At 58.2% G+C, this 17,173-nt stretch carries 15 protein-coding genes and 1 pseudogene; 9 read left to right on the forward strand and 7 right to left on the reverse strand.

The genetic code is table 11. The features are described from left to right. Positions 1-99 precede the first annotated feature (99 nt). The 5 genes from FS804_RS17140 to FS804_RS17160 all read right to left on the reverse strand — a co-directional run bounded on the left by FS804_RS17140 (position 100) and on the right by FS804_RS17160 (position 4,566). Positions 100-2,109: a hypothetical protein gene (locus tag FS804_RS17140; protein ID WP_144578006.1), complete on the reverse strand. Its 2,010-nt coding sequence runs from the start codon at positions 2,107-2,109 to the stop codon at positions 100-102. Between the two features lie 146 nt (positions 2,110-2,255). Continuing rightward, on the reverse strand, positions 2,256-3,149 hold the full coding sequence (locus FS804_RS17145; protein WP_144578008.1) for a DMT family transporter: 894 nt from the start codon (positions 3,147-3,149) through the stop codon (positions 2,256-2,258). A gap of 137 nt (positions 3,150-3,286) precedes the next feature. Next, positions 3,287-3,691: a hypothetical protein gene (locus tag FS804_RS17150; protein ID WP_144578010.1), complete on the reverse strand. Its 405-nt coding sequence runs from the start codon at positions 3,689-3,691 to the stop codon at positions 3,287-3,289. A gap of 45 nt (positions 3,692-3,736) precedes the next feature. Continuing rightward, positions 3,737-3,955 carry a hypothetical protein gene (locus FS804_RS17155; RefSeq protein ID WP_144578011.1) on the reverse strand — a complete coding sequence of 73 codons (219 nt, stop codon included), beginning with the start codon at positions 3,953-3,955 and terminating at the stop codon, positions 3,737-3,739. A gap of 155 nt (positions 3,956-4,110) precedes the next feature. Further along, a complete protein-coding gene (locus FS804_RS17160; RefSeq protein ID WP_144578013.1) occupies positions 4,111-4,566 on the reverse strand; it encodes a pyridoxamine 5'-phosphate oxidase family protein in 456 nt (151 codons plus the stop codon). A gap of 211 nt (positions 4,567-4,777) precedes the next feature. On the opposite strand from FS804_RS17160, the pseudogene FS804_RS25180 reads away from it, so the two are divergent. Next, positions 4,778-4,900: pseudogene (locus tag FS804_RS25180) on the forward strand (acyl-CoA dehydrogenase); the annotation flags it as partial. Here the strand turns inward: FS804_RS25180 and FS804_RS17170 are convergent. After that, positions 4,897-5,289: a helix-turn-helix domain-containing protein gene (locus tag FS804_RS17170; RefSeq protein ID WP_144578015.1), complete on the reverse strand. Its 393-nt coding sequence runs from the start codon at positions 5,287-5,289 to the stop codon at positions 4,897-4,899. The pseudogene FS804_RS25180 and the gene FS804_RS17170 overlap by 4 nt on opposite strands. An 81-nt stretch (positions 5,290-5,370) precedes the next feature. Between FS804_RS17170 and FS804_RS17175 the strand changes: the two genes are divergently transcribed. From FS804_RS17175 to FS804_RS17210, 8 genes are all read left to right on the forward strand, one after another. Beyond that, positions 5,371-6,102, forward strand: coding sequence for an SDR family NAD(P)-dependent oxidoreductase (locus FS804_RS17175; RefSeq protein ID WP_144578130.1), 732 nt, complete (start codon positions 5,371-5,373; stop codon positions 6,100-6,102). A gap of 425 nt (positions 6,103-6,527) precedes the next feature. After that, positions 6,528-7,793 carry a RhtX/FptX family siderophore transporter gene (locus FS804_RS17180; protein WP_144578017.1) on the forward strand — a complete coding sequence of 422 codons (1,266 nt, stop codon included), beginning with the start codon at positions 6,528-6,530 and terminating at the stop codon, positions 7,791-7,793. 41 nt (positions 7,794-7,834) lie between these two features. Then, positions 7,835-9,190, forward strand: coding sequence for a diaminobutyrate--2-oxoglutarate transaminase (locus tag FS804_RS17185; RefSeq protein ID WP_144578019.1), 1,356 nt, complete (start codon positions 7,835-7,837; stop codon positions 9,188-9,190). After that, positions 9,187-10,671 carry an aspartate aminotransferase family protein gene (locus tag FS804_RS17190; protein WP_144578021.1) on the forward strand — a complete coding sequence of 495 codons (1,485 nt, stop codon included), beginning with the start codon at positions 9,187-9,189 and terminating at the stop codon, positions 10,669-10,671. The genes FS804_RS17185 and FS804_RS17190 overlap by 4 nt, the downstream gene beginning before the upstream one ends. Further along, the gene (locus tag FS804_RS17195) at positions 10,658-12,412 is read left to right on the forward strand and encodes an IucA/IucC family siderophore biosynthesis protein (protein WP_144578023.1); all 1,755 of its coding nucleotides are present in this window, start codon (positions 10,658-10,660) and stop codon (positions 12,410-12,412) included. The genes FS804_RS17190 and FS804_RS17195 overlap by 14 nt, the downstream gene beginning before the upstream one ends. After that, on the forward strand, positions 12,405-12,995 hold the full coding sequence (locus FS804_RS17200; RefSeq protein WP_144578025.1) for a GNAT family N-acetyltransferase: 591 nt from the start codon (positions 12,405-12,407) through the stop codon (positions 12,993-12,995). The genes FS804_RS17195 and FS804_RS17200 overlap by 8 nt, the downstream gene beginning before the upstream one ends. A 2-nt stretch (positions 12,996-12,997) precedes the next feature. Next, positions 12,998-14,362 (forward strand): putative histamine N-monooxygenase, encoded by a 1,365-nt coding sequence (gene basC, locus FS804_RS17205; protein WP_246665901.1) that lies wholly within the window; start codon positions 12,998-13,000, stop codon positions 14,360-14,362. After that, positions 14,346-16,151: an IucA/IucC family siderophore biosynthesis protein gene (locus FS804_RS17210; RefSeq protein WP_144578029.1), complete on the forward strand. Its 1,806-nt coding sequence runs from the start codon at positions 14,346-14,348 to the stop codon at positions 16,149-16,151. The genes basC and FS804_RS17210 overlap by 17 nt, the downstream gene beginning before the upstream one ends. A gap of 33 nt (positions 16,152-16,184) precedes the next feature. On the opposite strand, the gene FS804_RS17215 is transcribed toward FS804_RS17210, so the two are convergent. Beyond that, positions 16,185-17,045: a helix-turn-helix transcriptional regulator gene (locus FS804_RS17215; protein ID WP_371417894.1), complete on the reverse strand. Its 861-nt coding sequence runs from the start codon at positions 17,043-17,045 to the stop codon at positions 16,185-16,187. Between the last annotated feature and the right edge of the window lie 128 nt (positions 17,046-17,173).

Consider the following 17,173-nt stretch of genomic DNA (forward strand, 5'->3'; position numbering starts at 1 on the left):
GCACGCGCGGGGAAGTTCCCTGCCCACGACTTTCTGATCACGCAGAAAAGGTAGTCTCAAGCCCGACAGGTCGAGCTTGAGACGTTTGGCATGGTCGGATTATTCGGCGGTTGCCTGAATATCCACCTTGTCGAGAAGAAGCATCGGATTATCAGAGGCCGCGATCAGGTCGAACATGCCGAGGCCGTTTGCACCTGTGGATTTCACGGTCACCGTCAACGTCCCGGGCTTGCTGATGAATTTGACGAGCGCGTCCACGGCATTTTGCAGCTTTGGCTGGTCGGCGGCCAATTGTGGCAGCATCATGCCGGCAACCAGCGTGAGCATTGCCCGCACCTGATCTTCCGACATGTTGTTTTCGAGCGCGTAGAGTTTGATCGCCTTCGCCACCAAGCCTTCGTCCTTGACGGTCAATGTCAGCTCGCGGCCGGCCAGACCGAAGAGAGCGGCCTGCGCGCGATTGATGTCGAAGGAGAAAAACTCCTCCGTAAAGCCGCTTGCCAGACCCGAGAACTTGATGCTGCCGATATCCTTGCTGCTAAGCGAGATGTCGCGGATCACGAGATTGCTGTTCGGCTCGTCCCAGCCCGCGGAAAGCCCATAAGAAACTGCGAGCGTTTCGAGACCAAGCTTGCGGGCCTGAACGAAAATGTCTTCTTGCGAGTCCGCTGGAACGGGAAGCGTCAGGTCTTCCTGCCTGATCTCGATGTCGGTCGGAATTCCGTTGTAGGGCTTCGTCAGTCCCATATCGAAATTCTTGAGCGAGAGCTTGATGCGTTCAGGCTTGGCGGGAGCCTCTTCATCGGGATTTTCCGGCGCGGCGAAATCGACGTTGATACCACCCAGATGCATCCGGCCGAATTCCGGTATCAGGCGGTTGAAGGCAAAGGTCTCCATCTCGCTTTCGTCAAGCCCGACGATGTCGGACATTCCCTTGAGCGTAGAGCTCCAGTCGAAACCTGTCAGGCTCGCTTCGGCGACTTCCATCTTTCCGTCTTCATCGCCGATCGACATGCCTTTCATGCCGATGTCGAGCTTGCGGCTATCCATCTTCATGTCCATGCGGTCGATGGTGGCCTTGACCCTTTTGCCGGCGGCCCCTTCTTTTTCGTCCGGCACGTCGATCTTGAAGCCGACCAGCTGGATGTTGCTGTTGCCGATCATGTCGATGATCGACACGGCCTTGGCGAAAAGCGCCTGACGCGCCTGCGGCGACAGTTCGTCAGGGTTTTGAGTTGCCGTCAGCGCTTTCAAGGTCTCCGAGAGCGGCTCTGCCGGCATGCGAGCTGTGAAACCGTCGCTGCGGATTTCGTCGTAGCTGAAATGAGCAGTCCCATCGGTGAGGGTCACGGCGCGGATGGAAAGCGGGCCATAGAGCGGCTTTGCTTCCTTGTCTTCAGGGCCGGCCTTTTCCGTGTAGAACCGGGCGAGATAAGCGACGTCGATGCTTTCGCCAGCTATGGTGCCGGTGGAGGCCACGATGTGGCTGTCTTTCATCGCGCCTTCTGCGTCGGGCAGCTTCATCTTGATGTCGTAGCTGCCGCTCTCGATGGAATAATGGCCAATGCGGCCGCCTGCGATGTCCGAAAGCGCGAGGTTCTTGTAAACGGTCGTCTGCTCGGTGGCCGCGACAGACTGGGTAAACGTCAGCGCGGGGGTGGAAATACGCGTCGCGCCGAAGCGCTCGAGGCGCCGGGGCAACGAGTTGCTGTCTCCGCCGGCCGGCGCCGGCTGAGGCCTTTCGAACACCGCGTTCTCGATGCGCGCATCGTCCATCGAGATTTTCCCGGTCGGCACCTCGATGTCGATCGATTTCACATCAAGCGCACCATCCAGAAACGGCAGCTTCGGGCGTCCGTCGATGGAGGCAATCTTGATGTTTTTGCCGTCTTCCAGCGGCAGCGTCAGGTCGCGAACATGGATTTTGCCAAGAAAATCGACCTCCACGGAGGCGGCCTTCGCGCCGGCGCGGGCAACGACTTCCTTCACCTTTGTTTCCAAAAAGATCTTGCCGCCGATGACGCCGGTGGCGGCCACCGCAATGATTGCAACCGCCGACCAAAGCGCCTTGCGCCGAGCCTTTCCAGGTTGGGTAGTTTCCTGTTCCATGACGTGGCCCTCTCTCACGAACTGATCATATTGCGCACCTTTTAAGCACGCGGAGGTTGCTTATCAAGTGGTCGCTTGAATGCTTGTCAGGAGCCGAAATATCGCCGTGGTTTCGGCGCTCCTCAGGCGGCTCTGCGGGGATTTGGCTATTTCCAGAACATCAGCGCCATCCCGGCCACGACCAGCGCGGCGCCGGCCCAGGCGCCGGGCGCCGGTACTTCGCGTGTTTTCAACCAGAGCAGCGGCAGGATGATCACGGGTGTCGTCGCCGATAGTGTCGAAACGATCCCGACCTTTCCGCCGGAAAGGGCAAAAAGAAGCAGCGTCATGCCGAAGGCCAGAGCAATGAGGCCCGTGGCCGCCGTCTGCACGAACAGGGCCGGGGTCAGCCTTGTCTTCGGTTTCACGGCTTGGATTGGCAGACTGGTCAGAGCGGTGAGGCAGATCGCCGCTATGCCGACGCGTAGCATGGAGGCCGCCAGAGGGTCGATCCCGGTCGCCATGACAGGCCTTGCGATCAGCGATCCCACCGCCTGGCTGAGCGCGGCGAGGAGCCCAAGAAGCACGCCGATCCAAAGCGGCCCTTTGACGTTTTCCCATTCGTGCAGCTGTGCCTTACGCTTGCCGAAAAGAATGGCGAGCAGCACGCCGCTCAGCGTCAGGCCGATACCCGCGATGGCCTTTCCGGAAAGCTGTTCGCCAAGCACGAGCCATCCCAGCAGCGCGGCCATCGGGGCGTTCAGCGCAAACAAAATGCCGGACCGACGCGGACCAACGCGATTGAGGCAGGTGAAAAGCAGCGTGTCACCGACAAAAATGCCGATGAAACCGGACAGGAGAAGCGACCATAGCGCCTCGGGCTGAAGCTCCCGCCAGCTGCCCGAGGCAAGTACATACACCCCGAGCAGGGCCGCGACGAAAAGCTGGCGCGTCCTGCTGAAGGCGAGCGCGCCCAGCCGACCCGCCGGGCCCGCCGAAAGCATGCCAGTCATAGCCCAGCACGTTGCCGCACCCAAGGCGGCCAGTTCATAAATCGGCATGGTCCCCCCAACCGCTTCCAGGCCGATTTCAGGCCACAGGCACAATTCGTCCGGCACTCATGGCAGATTCCGGCACTTCCTGCCACACCATAAGCGCGGTCCACGGCGTGCGGTCGGGCGGCTCGGTGCTTCGTGGGTCAGGCGCCCTTGATGATGTTGCAGATCCCCTCACGGATGACGTTCTTATCCGCGATCTGCCCTGCCTGAATATTGAAGACGGCGTCAATCCTCACGCCGGCGCCTTTCTGCCGGGCCACTACCCGTAAGGTCTGGATTCTGCCGCTGCCACTCGTTTCCTGATGTGCGTCGATAGCGGACAGTTCCTTGTTGATCTGGATACCGGAAAAGCCTTCCGCCGCCACGGCCTGTGCGAGCTTTTGCAGCACCGCCGGAGCCTTGGCCTTGGGCAGCTCCTGCCATGATTTGTAGGAAACGGCCGTGACCATCGGTACGCCTGAAACGGAGAAGTTTTTCTCGCAGGATGCCGCAAGGACAGGGCTTGAGAACGCAATCAGGGCGAGGGCTGCGATAAGTGATTTCATTGAATCTATCCAATTGCTGGTGAAGGTTTATCGGCTGTTGCCGCGTTAAAACGACGATCGCTTTCCTCGGTACGCTGCGGTTGGCGGGAGCGCCTCATGGGCTTGCGCCAGCGTTTCAAGCCATGTGGCAAGGCCCTCGGGCACGATCTCATTGCCGGCTTCCAACGCCTCAATCCACGAAAGCTCGCATTGCAAGGCAGAGGCAATGTTGATCGGCGTCCAGCGGATCACCCGCAGGCATTGATTAAACCGTTCCGGCGACATGATGATTGGTCGTTCCTCGTCGTTTTCGCGAAGCTCACTCACACTGACACGAGAGTCAATCCTTTTATGCAACCTTTGATCGCCGACGCGAGTTCTTGGGTTGCATTCACCTTGAGGGCATGACGTTCCGGATGTGTTTGCAACGCCGTCTCGCGTCACACGGCTCCAATCGTTGCCGCATCGCTGGATCGTTCTATGACGCCGCTTTCGTCGCCATCCCAGAACTTGATTGTATGCGCCGACACTTTGATAAGAAGAAGATGTGGCGTATCCGTTCCCTGTGGAAACCATCTGTCGAGTTCATTTACCCAATGGGCCTCGAACTCGGCCTTGTCTCGAATTAAGCTCGCCTGGCCGTCAACGGAGATGAATATCCCCGGCTTTCCCAGAATGCTGGGCGGCGCGGAAAACGTCAGTGTGACCGTAGAATCCCGCTCGATTTCCGCGACCTTAGCGGTGTCTTCATACGAAAAGAACCAAGAGTCGCCGTCATATTCCACATCGCCATTATTGCTCATCGGCCGAGTATTAATTCGCCCAGCGGCACCTTTGGTGTTAAACATGCAGAAGTCTATCTTGCTCAGTTTCTTAGAGAGCTCATCCATCGTCATTTGCAACTCCTCGCTTTCGACCGACGAAATTCAACCCTCACCGCGGTTTGAAGTTCCGCGAGTTGGGAAAGATCGTCAAAAAGCCCAATGGACGATAGGGAGAAAACAGGTTCATTCGATGAGACGGCACGAGTTATAAACGCTTTTCATCGACTGGCCGGTGAGCCTCGTGGAGGAAGGGATCAACTTTCGCGTGCGTATCGTCCATGCGCAAAGGCGCCACAATCTTGAGCGTCACCATCGCGATGTCATCACCGCAAGGGCATACGGACTACAGAGCCATATGATCCGCACGATCCTCGGCCGACAGAGCATCAATGCTTCATCCGGTTAGCGCTGCTTAAGTGTGGTGTCATACTGTAGAATCGCCGCCTCGATCTTGGCACCGTTGGCGGCGGCCCATAGGCACAATGCTTCAAAGGGCTCCCGCAACGAGTGCCCTAGCGGCGTGATCGCGTATTCAACTCCAATCGGCTGCGTGGGAAGGACTGTTCTGGTGACAAGTCCGTTTCGCTCCAGCCGCTTTAACGCGTCGGCTAAGGCCTTGTGAGTGATACCATCGAGGCGGCGCTTGATTTCGTTGAAGCGCGACGGTTTGGGACAAATCACTGTCAGGATCAGAATTGTCCATTTGTCCGCAATTTTATCCAGAACCGGGCGAACCAGCGGCATGTCGCAAAGTGCGCGATGAGAGAGGGTTTCGAGGTCGGTATACTCATCCATATCTAGGCTATTCCAGGTGCGTAATTGATATCAGATATCCAGCGTATATCATGAGTGGATCAACGAGTGAAAGGCTTTACGATGGATAGAATGAATAACAAAGTTGCTCTGGTGGTCGGTGGTGCAAAAGGGATTGGTCTGGCGATTGCAAGGCGTCTTTCTGAGGAAGGGGCCCGTGTCTTTCTCACCAGCCGGAGGGAAGAGGATGCCGAAAACGCGGCCGCGAGAATTGGCAACGGCACGACTGGACTTCGGGCTGACGCAGGCTCACCGGAAGACATGGTCGCTGCTGTCGACGCTGTCCGCAAGGCATATGGCCGCATCGACGGACTGGTCTTGAATGCGGGATTATCCGAGTACTCGCAGATACCTGAGATAACTCCGGAGCATTTTGACCGCCATTTCGACGTCAACGTCCGGGGGATGGTGTTCGGCTTCCAGGCGGCTCTGCCCGCCATGACGGAGGGCGGTTCGGTGGTACTCGTCGGGTCCATCGCCGGGACCGCAGGCTATAAAGGTTACGGAACCTATGCAGCCACGAAAGCAGCTGTTCGTTCCTATGCACGAACCTGGACAGCAGAACTTACCCCAAAAGGCATCCGGGTGAACGTCGTTGCGCCCGGCCCGACAGATACGGAGATGATGGCTGCTGTTGCGGAAGAGACGCGAGCGGAAATTGTTGCTCCAATTCCGATGGGACGTATGGCGCAGCCTTCAGAAGTTGCCGCAGCCGCTTTGTTTTTGTTGAGCGACGACGCGAGCTACATTGCCGGTGCCGAACTATGCGTCGACGGCGGCTTACGACAGGTTTAACGCGCCGCCGAAACCTTTCCCGGGTGTCAGATGAGTAAAGGTGCTCAATGACATCCGGGTTTGCGAAAGAATAATTCTATCGCCCTGCTTAGGTGTCTTAAAGCAATGCGCCGCGGATCGCCAAACCGGCGGCCGCAACGCTTCCGAGCCTGCCATCCAGAGCCCCAAGGACCATAGTAGTTTTTGGAAGTCGTCACTCATCATTGGTAGCCTGCCTCAGGATCGACCTTTCCGCGGAATGTGGAAGCGCCACAGCCCGTTCGTAATTGTCTTAAACGGGTTCGCTCATATCCAAGCATTTTCTTAAAGCTGAGATAAAGATGAGAGCAATACTCCTCTTTAACTTCTTCAGAACAGCCGGGCGCTGGTAGCGCTGAGAACCTAACGCGGGTGGCGGTGTTCTGGAATATCAGTGCGGATCTTGCATGGTTAAAATCAACGACGCGATCTCCGGTGACGCGGGCCGGACACCCACCTGCCAGTGGTCGTTGATGTATGTGCTAGGGGGGCTTTATCTCGCTCAGGGCATACCCACCTATCTGCTCTTGGTGGCGCTGCCGCCGATCATGCGGGAGAGCGGTGCATCACGTACGGCCATCGGGCTATTCTCTTTGCTGATGCTGCCGCTGATCCTGAAATTTGCGGTCGCGCCACTTGTAGATCGTTGGTCTCCATTTCCCAGACTTGGTCATCGCCGCGGCTGGGTGATCCCAACGCAGCTCCTTGTGAGCGTCGGGATCGCGTCCATGGCACTGGTAGAGCCAAGCGACGCCGCAATTTTGTTTGCGATCTGCATATCGATTACACTTGTCTCCTCCTTGCAGGATATTGCAACGGACGGTTACGCCGTCAGGCGCCTGACCGACAGTAATCGCTCTTTGGGCAACGCGGTGCAGGCAGGGGCTGTTGCGCTCGGCGTCATCATTGGTGGCACGGCGGCGCTCGTGGTGTTCCATATCGCTGGATGGCGCACGATGATTCTGCTGGTCGCTGTGCTGTCGTTGCTGCCGCTCTTGGCCGCCCTGGCGATGCAGCCGGAACCGCTCTCGGCAGGCAAAGATAAAAAGCGCGCCAGCCTTGCCGGCTTTTTTCTGCGCCCCAATGCCTGGCTGATCCTCGGTTTTGCGCTGACATACAGGGCGAGCGAAGGTCTCGTGCGGGGTATGGAAGGCACTTATCTGGTGGACAGCAAGGTGCCGACTGACTGGATCGGGTACCTTTCAGGCGGAGCGGCGGCTACGGCGGGCCTGATCGGCGTGGCGATCGCAGCATTCATCATCCGCAAGGTTGGCCTGACGGCAACGCTTATCCTGCTCGGTGGTCTCAGAAGCCTTTGCTTCCTCGCCTTTGCGCTCAATGCGTTTGGTATCTGGCCCGGCATGTGGGTGGCGATGTCCGCTTCGGCATTTCAGACGCTGATCCGTTACATGGAACTGGTCGCCATCTATTCCTTCTTCATGAAGAATTCCTCAGATGAGCAGCCGGGGACGGATTTTACAATCCTCACCTGCGCCGAACTGATCGTCTACATGGCGGGCGCTTCCGTAGCCGGTCTGGTGGCTGACCGAATGGGTTATTCCGCGCTGTTTTCGACGGCGACGCTGTTGTCCCTTGCCGGAATGGGACTGTCTGTCTGGTTCCTTCGACGGATCGGGCGCTGTCCGAAGGCACCTGTTATGGCAGGTGCCTGATACGGACGCGAATCCACAACAATTCCATTGGAGTTGATATCATGGACCCGTTCTCACGGCACGATAACGATTTTTACCTCAAGCGTCAGGCGCGTCGTGAATCGAACGCGCGCAGCTATCCGCGACGGTTTCCCCTCGCGCTGAAGTCAGCCTCTGGGTGCCTCGTCACCGATGTGGAGGGGCGCACCTATCTCGATTGCCTCGCCGGTGCCGGAACCCTTGCACTCGGACATAATCACCCAGAAGTCATTGCCAGCCTTCAGGACGTGCTGGCCTCCGGCCTCCCGCTGCACACACTTGATCTTGTGACCCCCGTCAAAGACAAGTTCGTTTCCGATATCTTCGAAACATTACCCGCCGGATTGCGAGAAGAGGCCAAAATCCAGTTCTGCTCACCGAGCGGAACCGATGCGGTGGAGGCAGCTATCAAACTTGCCAAGACCGCCACCGGACGCACTGATGTCATTGCGTTTCGTGGCGCCTACCATGGCATGTCGCAGGGATCACTGTCTTTAATGGGATCGCTCGGCCCGAAGGCGGCAATCGGCCAATTGGTGCCGGGAACACATTTCTTTCCTTATCCCTATGCATATCGATGCCCCTTTGGACGTGGCGGCGATGAGACCGCGACGCTAGCGGCAGACTATTTCGAAAAGGCGCTACGCGACCCTGAAGGTGGAATAAATCTACCTGCGGCCGTTATCCTTGAGGCTGTTCAGGGCGAGGGTGGCGTTATTCCAGCACCTGCCGAGTGGCTGCGGAAGGTCCGCTCTGTCACCAGCGAACTCGGCATTCCACTCATCCTAGACGAAGTGCAGAGCGGCGTCGGGCGAACCGGCACCTTCTACGCATTCCAGAAAGCGGGCATCGTGCCCGACATAATCGCCCTGTCCAAGGCGATCGGCGGAGGTCTACCGATGTCTGTCATAATTTATCGACAAGGTCTCGATCTGTGGAAACCGGGTGCGCATGCGGGGACTTTCCGAGGCAACCAACTGGCCATGGCAGCCGGATCGAAAACCCTTGAAATCATCAAGCGCGATGGGCTCGTGGAGCGGGCAGCGATTGCCGGTCGCAGGCTGCGGGCCAATCTGGAACGCATTCAGAGCCATACGCCCTATATCGGCGAGGTCCGCGGCGAAGGGCTGATGCTCGGCGTAGAAGTCATCGACCCAACGCGCAATCCTGACAGCTTGGGCCATCCACCGCATGGCGGCGATATCGCCAGGGCGATCCAGAGCGCGGCATTTTGCGACGGTCTGATCCTGGAAACCGGTGGTCGCCATGGCAGCGTTCTGAGGCTTCTCCCACCGCTGACCATTTCCGACGCGGAAATCGATCAGGCTTGCGATATCCTCTCCGACGCTTTCCTGCGCCTTGGACGCAACGCCGCATGAATGTTACCCTGCTACACAGTAAACAGGTCGACGTGGCAGAGGACGCGTTGTCTACCGCGATCCTTGGCCCAGGGGACCCCGCGCTCAGGGCTTATCGTCAGGCGATGATGACCGCGGTAACGATGATCACCGAAAACGCCATCCGGGCTGACATTCACTCCGGTGTCGAAGCCGACGATATCCGCGGCTTCCTGGCGACGCTTGATGTCTGCCCGAACCGGGGAACCGGCGTTTCCGCGGCGCTTGAGCATGTCGGCGTTCCGGCTGTGCGGCATGCGCTGGACGTGGGCAATCCCGCCACCATGGCACATCTCCATTGCCCAGTGGCGATTCCGGCTCTCGCAGCGGAAGTGCTGATTTCCGCCACAAACCAGTCCCTCGATTCCTGGGACCAGTCACCATTCGCGACGCTGGTCGAGGAACGGGTGCTTTCTTGGCTGACAGGATTTATGGGATTGCCAGAAACGGCAGGTGGAAGTTTCACCAGCGGTGGTAGTCAGTCCAACATGACGGCCCTCTATCTTGCAGCAGAGAAGCAGGGGCTCGCGGTTCGGCGGGATGGTGTCATCTTCACCTCGGAACAGTCGCATTTCAGTATCCAGAAAAGCGCCTCCCTTCTCGGTTTCGCGAAGGACGCGGTCGTGACCATTGCGACGGATGACGCAGGCCGCATGTCAGTTCCCGCCCTCCAACGCGCAATCGCTGAAACGGCTGCACGGGGACGGCCAGTGGTTGCCGTGGTGGCGACGGCGGGCACAACAGACCTCGGCGCGATCGACCCGCTCGAGGGTGTCGCCGATATAGCGAAGGAACACGGCTTATGGCTCCATGTGGATGCGGCCTACGGCGGGGGACTTCTGTTTTCAAATTATCGCCATCGCCTTCGTGGAATAGAGCGGGCAGATTCCATCGCGCTCGATTTTCACAAGATGCTGTTCCAGCCGATCAGCTGTGGCGCCCTGCTTCTTGGTCAGCGCATCCACTTTTCGCCGCTTGCGACGAAGGCAGATTACCTTAATCCCGAAGTGTCTATTTTCGGTGATGTCCCCAACTACGTGGAGTCGTCGGTGCAGACGACCCGCCGCAGCGACGCACTGAAGGTGCTTATGACGTTACGCTCTATCGGGCTTGACGGTCTCGACGAGCTGATCTCGAAGACGCTCGACAATACGAAGGCAGCAGCCGGGGCTGTGCGAAGGCGTGATTATCTTCATCTCGCGCAGGAGCCGGAATTGTCGACGGTGCTTTTTCGTTATGTTTCGCCACATGGGCCGGAGCGTTCCGACGAAGTGACGCTTGCCGTTCGCGCTGAACTTTTTCGAAAGGGCATTGCTGCTCTTGCTACCACCGTTCTTGGCGGACGGGTCCACTTTAAACTGACGCTTCTTAATCCCCATTCCACACCCGACGTCATTGGCCGCGTTCTGGACGCGGTTGGAGAGATGGCGCGCGAACTGGAGAACGACCATGTATGCCCGTAAAGCCGCAACCCTTGCGCTTCGATCCTTGCTCAATTGCGTGGCTCGCGAATATGCCGAGCAATGCATATGGGGGCACGACAGTGGCAGACAAAAACTGACGCTGGATTTTCCCGATAACGGCGGCAGCCTTAGGGTGCCGGTACTCTATCGCTCCGTGACCGGCCATCATCTCTTCGGCGAGCCGCTGGTGCTGAGCGATGACGCCGGTACGAACACGATCAGCCCGGAACGTGCGATCGACATCATCGTCGAGCGCATCGAGGCGACTGCCAGCGAAGAGGGACGCAAAGATCTTCTGGCTCGCACCCATTCCAGCCGTTTGTTGGTGGAGGCTGCGCTTCACGCCCGCGAGAATGATCTTTCAGAGCTTATTGGCGACCATGTCTCCTTCATCGAAGCGGAGCAGGGACTGATTGCCGGTCACGGAATACACCCTTGCCCTAAAAGTCGCGAAGGCATGACAGAAGAGGAGGGCAGACGCTACTCGCCCGAATTTGCCGCAAGCTTTCCGCTGCGCTGGTTCGCCGTTGCACGCGACGTTTATCACACAGGCCATTCAGATGGGTCGGCCGCTGCCGAAGAGTGGCTTGATGCCGTGGACGGCGAAACGTTGGCTGCTCTGCGTACCAGCCTGCCCAAGGGTGACTTCGCGTTCTTGCCGGTACATCCCTGGCAGGCGGACGCCATGCTCAAACAGGCAGATGTGGCAGCCCTGGTAGCCGCCGGTAAAATCGTGGACTGCGGCGAGGCGGGTAAACCATGGTTTCCTACCTCCTCCGTGCGCACGCTCTACCGGCCGGATGCACCCTTTATGTTGAAACTATCGCTCGGTATAGGCATCACCAATTCGGTGAGGGTCAATCTTGCCCGCGAACTGCTGCGGGGCGATGACATGTATCGCTTCCGGGCAAGCCATTTGTGGCAGGACCTGAAATCGGATTATCCGGGCCTGAATTTCATGCCGGACCCTGCCTATGTGGGTGTTTCGGTCAATGGCGGCGTGATCGACGGTCTTTCCGCCACGATGCGTGAAAATCCGTTCCATGATGACGACGTTGGCCGCAACGTCAGTTTGCTCGCCGCCTTATGCGAACACCTGCCCGAACGTGGCAGCAGGCTGGGTGCGTTGATCTGCAGGCGGGCGGCAATGGAGGGCCGAGCGGTGGAAGCTGTCGCTGCAGACTGGTTCTCACGGTTCCTGACGGTTTTCGTGACGCCGGTGTTTGCCCTTTACCTGCGTCATGGCATTGCCATCGAAGCACATCAACAGAACATGTTGCTCGAAATTGCCGATGGTTATCCCGTTGCTGCATTCTACCGGGATAATCAGGGCTTCTTCCACCACGATCGCGGCCATCTGGCGTTGAATGCTGCTATTCCGGGCATTGGGGTCCCAAGCGAATCCGTCTTCGGCGAGGAGCCGGTCGATGAGCGCATCCTTTATTACGCCTTCATCAATTCCGTTCTTGGCATGGTCGGGGCTCTGGGCCGCGAGGGCTTGATCGAGGAAGAGTCCTTGATTTCGCAGTTGCGCGCAGCGCTTGTCGAACTCAACGCGCAAGAAGGCGGGCAATCCCGCCTTGTGGAAAAGATGCTGGCGCCTGTTTTGCAGTGCAAGGCCAATCTCAAGACACGGCTTGCGCAGATGGATGAACTGGTCGGGCCGCTGGAAACGCAATCGGTCTATCTGCAAATCGACAATCCCCTGTTTCAGCATGCGCGGGCGCAGGCTCATGGATAACCTGACCACGACTGGCGCCGGCTTTGCCTATTCCCGATACGATCCGGATATCGGCAAGACGATCAGCTTCAGGCTGCTGGACAAGGGGCGCGACCTTGACCTGTTGTGGCGCTGGATGAACCAGGCCCATGTCGTGCCGCAATGGAAGATGGCGAAGCCGAAAGAGCATATTGCCGCCTATATTGACGCCAATCTGGCTGATCCGCATCAGGATCCGTATGTCGGCTTCATCGACGGCGCACCCATGAGCTATTGGGAGGCCTATTGGGCTAAGGACGATATTCTCGGCCGCCATTATGCCGCTGCCGACAAGGATCGCGGCTGGCACATGCTGGTGGGAGAGCCTTCCTTTTTTGGGCGAGGCATCGCGCCCGCGGTGATCCGCGCGTTTACGCGCTTCCTTTTTCTCGATGATCCCGCCACGGAAAAGGTCGTTGGTGAGCCGAGCATCGAGGCACGGCGTTTGCTGCGTTATGCGCCGGTTTGCGCCTTCGAGGAGCAGGGGGAAATCGACCTGCCAGATAAACGCGCCAAACTGATGTTCTGCCATCGACAGCGCTTCATCGAACAATTTGGACTATGACCATGACCACACTCGATCTTACCGGTATCGGTATCGGGCCATTCAATCTTGGCCTCGCCTCGCTTCTCTCCTCCCACCCGCAGGTTTCGGCGACGTTCCTGGAGCGCAAACCGGGTTTCCGCTGGCATGAGGGGCTCATCCTGCCGGGAACGACGTTGCAGGTGCCGTTTCTTGCGGACCTCGTTTCGATGGCGGATCCGACGCACCGCCTGAGCTTCCTCAACTATCTGGCCGCCCATGACCGTCTTTATAAATTCTACTTCTATGAGAATTTCCTGATCCCACGCCAGGAATATGATGATTATTGCCGTTGGGCCTCTCAGCAGCTCGATAGCTGCAGGTTCGGCGAAACGGTTGCCGACGTGCGACACGACGCTGTGACCGATACGTTCGTAACTGAAACCTGCGTTTTGGGCGGCACGACGCGCAACTATCGAAGCCGCAATATCGCCATAGGGATTGGAACGTCTCCCTACCTGCCGACGTGGTCAGGGTTGAATGCCAACTCGCCGGTTTTCCATTCCGCCGAATTTGCCAAGCGCAAGGCGGAGTTGATGAAAGCCCGTCGGGTGACCGTGATAGGATCGGGCCAAAGTGCCGCTGAATGTGTGCTCGCGCTCTTTAGCGAACTGACACCGCAGAGGGTGGCGGCAGGAGCATCCATTCGCTGGATCACCCGCTCGGCGGGTTTCTTCCCCATGGAATATTCCAAGCTCGGATTGGAATATTTCACGCCGGACTACATGCGCGAGTTCCACAAGCTGCCGCGCACGACACGACGGCAGACGGTGGCCGATCAAGGATTGCTATACAAGGGCATCAGCTTTTCGACGATTGGGGATATCTTCGACCTGCTCTACGAGCGCTCCATCGGTGGGCGAGATCCGGGCCTGTCGCTCGCGCCCAACTGCGATGTCACCGATATCCAGTCATCCGGATTTTCTGGTGGACTGAAGATCGGCCTGCGGCACAATCTTTCCGGCGAGGAAAGTACTGTCGAGGCTGATGCGGTCGTTTCGGCAACCGGCTATCGCCACGCGTGGCCGCAATGGCTGGACACGTTGAAGGAGCAGATGCTGGAAACCTGCGACGGTGGCGACTTGGTCGTCGACGCTGATTTCCGCGCCAGACGACGTGACGGCGGTGCAGGAGCGATTTTCGTCCAAAACGCCGAAACCTTCCAGCATGGCGTTGGCGCGCCGGACCTTGGTCTCGGTGCGTTCCGCAACGCTGTCATCATCAATCAGTTGCTCCAGAGAGAACACTACCGGGTCAATGCGCGATCTGCCTTCCAGGATTTCGCAATTCCGCAAGACCACGCCCCGTCCTCGACCATTTTAGGAGATGTCTATGCCCGCGCCGTTTGACACGCTTTATCACCCCGCCTTTGCGCCGTCCCTTTGGAAAGAAACTTCCCGCCGACTGCTCGCCAAGGTTATCGAGGAATTCGCCTATGAACGTGTTTTCCCGGTAGCGTCCGACAAGCCGGGTCACTATCGGATCGACTTTTCGGCGGCTTCCTACAGCTTCAAGGCCAAGCAATATGTGTTCGATAATCTGTCGGTCGAACCCCAGAGCATTGTGAGACATGCTGATGGCATCAGCACACCGGTTCATGATCCGCTGGCCTTCTGCGCAGAGGTACTGCCGGAACTGGGCGTCAAGCCCATGACGACAGCGCATTTCATCCGTGAGCTTGGCAATACCCTCGTCTCCGATGCTCACATCGCCGCCCGTGCCGGCAAGACGGGTGCGGAGCTCGCCGAGCTCGATGATATCCATATGGAAGGCGAGATGACCGGGCATCCTTGGGTCACGGTCAGCAAAGGTCGGATCGGCCTCGGTTACGCGGACTATCTCGCCTATACCCCGGAAAACCGGACGGCGTTGAAGATCGTCTGGATCGGGGTAAGCCGCGAACGGGCGTCCTTCGTTGGTGAGGCGGGGCTGACAAACGAGAGGCTGGTGGCCGAGGCTATCGGTGAGACGCTCTACGCGTCATTTGTTGGCAGGCTCAATTCTGCGGGGTTCTCGACCGAGACCCATCATATCATGCCGGTTCACCCGTGGCAGTGGGACCATATGATCTTGCCGCACTTCGCAGCCGATATTTCGTCCGGGCATATCGTGCTTCTGGGGGAGGGCGACGATCTCTATCTGCCGCAGCAATCCGTCCGGACCCTTTCGAACGTCAGCACCCCCGCAAAATCGACACTCAAACTGTGCATGACGATCCTCAATACGGCGGTCTATCGCGGTATCCCCGGCAAGCGGGCGCTGACGGCTGCGCCGCTCACGACCTGGCTTGATGACCTCTTGGAGAATGACGATTTCCTGTCGAAAGATTGCGATCTCGCGCTTCTGGGAGAGCGGGCAGGCATGCACTATGCACATCCGCAATTTTCGAAGGTTCCCGGCGCGCCCTACCAGTTTAACGAGATGCTTGGATGCCTGTGGCGCGATAGTCTTCAGGCACATCTGAAGCCCGGTGAAACCGGCATGCCGCTCGCCGCATTCATGCATGCCGGTAGCGATGGCAAGCCGGTGGTGCAGGCGCTGGCGGAAAAAGCAGGGGTCAGCGTCGAAAGCTGGCTGGGGCGCTTCTTCGATGTCGTGCTGCCTCCGGTTTACCACCTTCTTGCCCGTCATGGCCTTGCCTTTTCCGCCCACGGGCAGAACGCGACGGTTATCCTGAAAGACGGTTTGCCGGTGCGGTTGGCGTTGCGCGACTTCATCGACGATGTCATCGTCTGCGATATTAATTTCCCTGAAAGCGACAGCCTGCCGAAGGAGGTTCAGGATGTGCTGCTGCGCCTGCCGGCTGATTTCCTGATGCACTTCATTCAGACAACGCTGTTCATCTGCGTCTTCCGTTACATGTCGGTGCTGCTGGACAAGAGGTCAGGCCTGTCGGAGGAGGCGTTCTGGGCGCTGGCTGGAGACAGCGTCAGGCGCTATCAGGCCCGTTTCCCGGACATGGCGGCACGTTTCGCAATTTTCGATCTGTTCACAGATGAGTATCCCCGCCTTTGCCTTAATCGCGTGCGCCTGTTTACCCATGGTTATGCCGACGATGACGAGCGGCCGGTGCCGGATTTCCAGGGCATGGTGAAAAATCCTCTCGTGCATTTCGACCGGAAGAAAGACGCAGCCTGACGAGCCGGTAACCGGTTTGACTGTCTCAACCTATCAAACGGTTTGCGCCGTCATGCGGCGCAAATCCGTCGGGCGTATGCCGTAGCGGCTGCGGAACGTACGATTGAAATAGGACAGGTCGTTGAAACCCACGCTGTAGACGATCTGGCTGATCGGCGTTGCGGCAGTATCGGCAAGAATTCGGGTTTTTGCGAGCACCAGCCGCCGCTCCAGCACGTAGCGTGAAAAGGTGGTTCCCGCCTTGCTGAAAAGCTTTTGAATCGCGCGCGGTGTGATCCCCTCGGCCTGTGATACATCGGCAATGGAAAACGAGCCATCGGCCAGATTTTCCTCGATCATCCCTTTGATTGCCTCAAGCCGGCTCTGCGGCACTGCCGAAGGTGCCGCCTCGGCCACGTATTGGGCGAGAACGGGCAGGAGCGAATAGAAGTGAGCCACCATCATGCTGGCGTGCTCCTTGTCCTGATGGTCCTGGCGCAGCAGATAACCCGCATAGTTGGTCAGGAGCTGTAACGGCAGGCATTCTGCTGAAAACGGCCGCAACAAAATCCGGTCGACGGATTTCCGCGCAAGCGTAATGCCGGCGTGGGGAAGATGCGCGCAGTCGAGGCGCCCGCCTTCGGGCAGAACGATTTCCGACATCATGTCGGAGGGAAGGAGGATGACATCACGCGGTGCCATCTCGAAGCTCTGTTTGCGATGATGAACGATCAACGGCCCGTCCGTCGCCCTCAACATCACGATATCAGGCCTGCCCACCCCATGTGCAGTCAGACGCAATGCGGTCCTTGGCAGGTAAACGGTGGCCAGCGACAGTTCCTGATGTTTCCAGACAAGGCCGGTCACGCCTGCCAGATCACCGTCTTCGACGGTTATCGTTGCTTCCCCCAGCATATCCAGAAGTATCGTGCGGCAGACCAGCCTGCTTTCTGAATCGGGCAGGGTAAGGGTTCCAAGTTTCAAGGGTCGGATCACTTCCATGAAAAATCAAACCTGTCTTTTCTGTTGATGTTCGCATCTAT

Origin of the sequence: Agrobacterium sp. DE0009, from assembly GCF_007680755.1 — a bacterium.
GTDB classification, from domain to species: Bacteria; Pseudomonadota; Alphaproteobacteria; order Rhizobiales; family Rhizobiaceae; genus Agrobacterium; species Agrobacterium tumefaciens_B.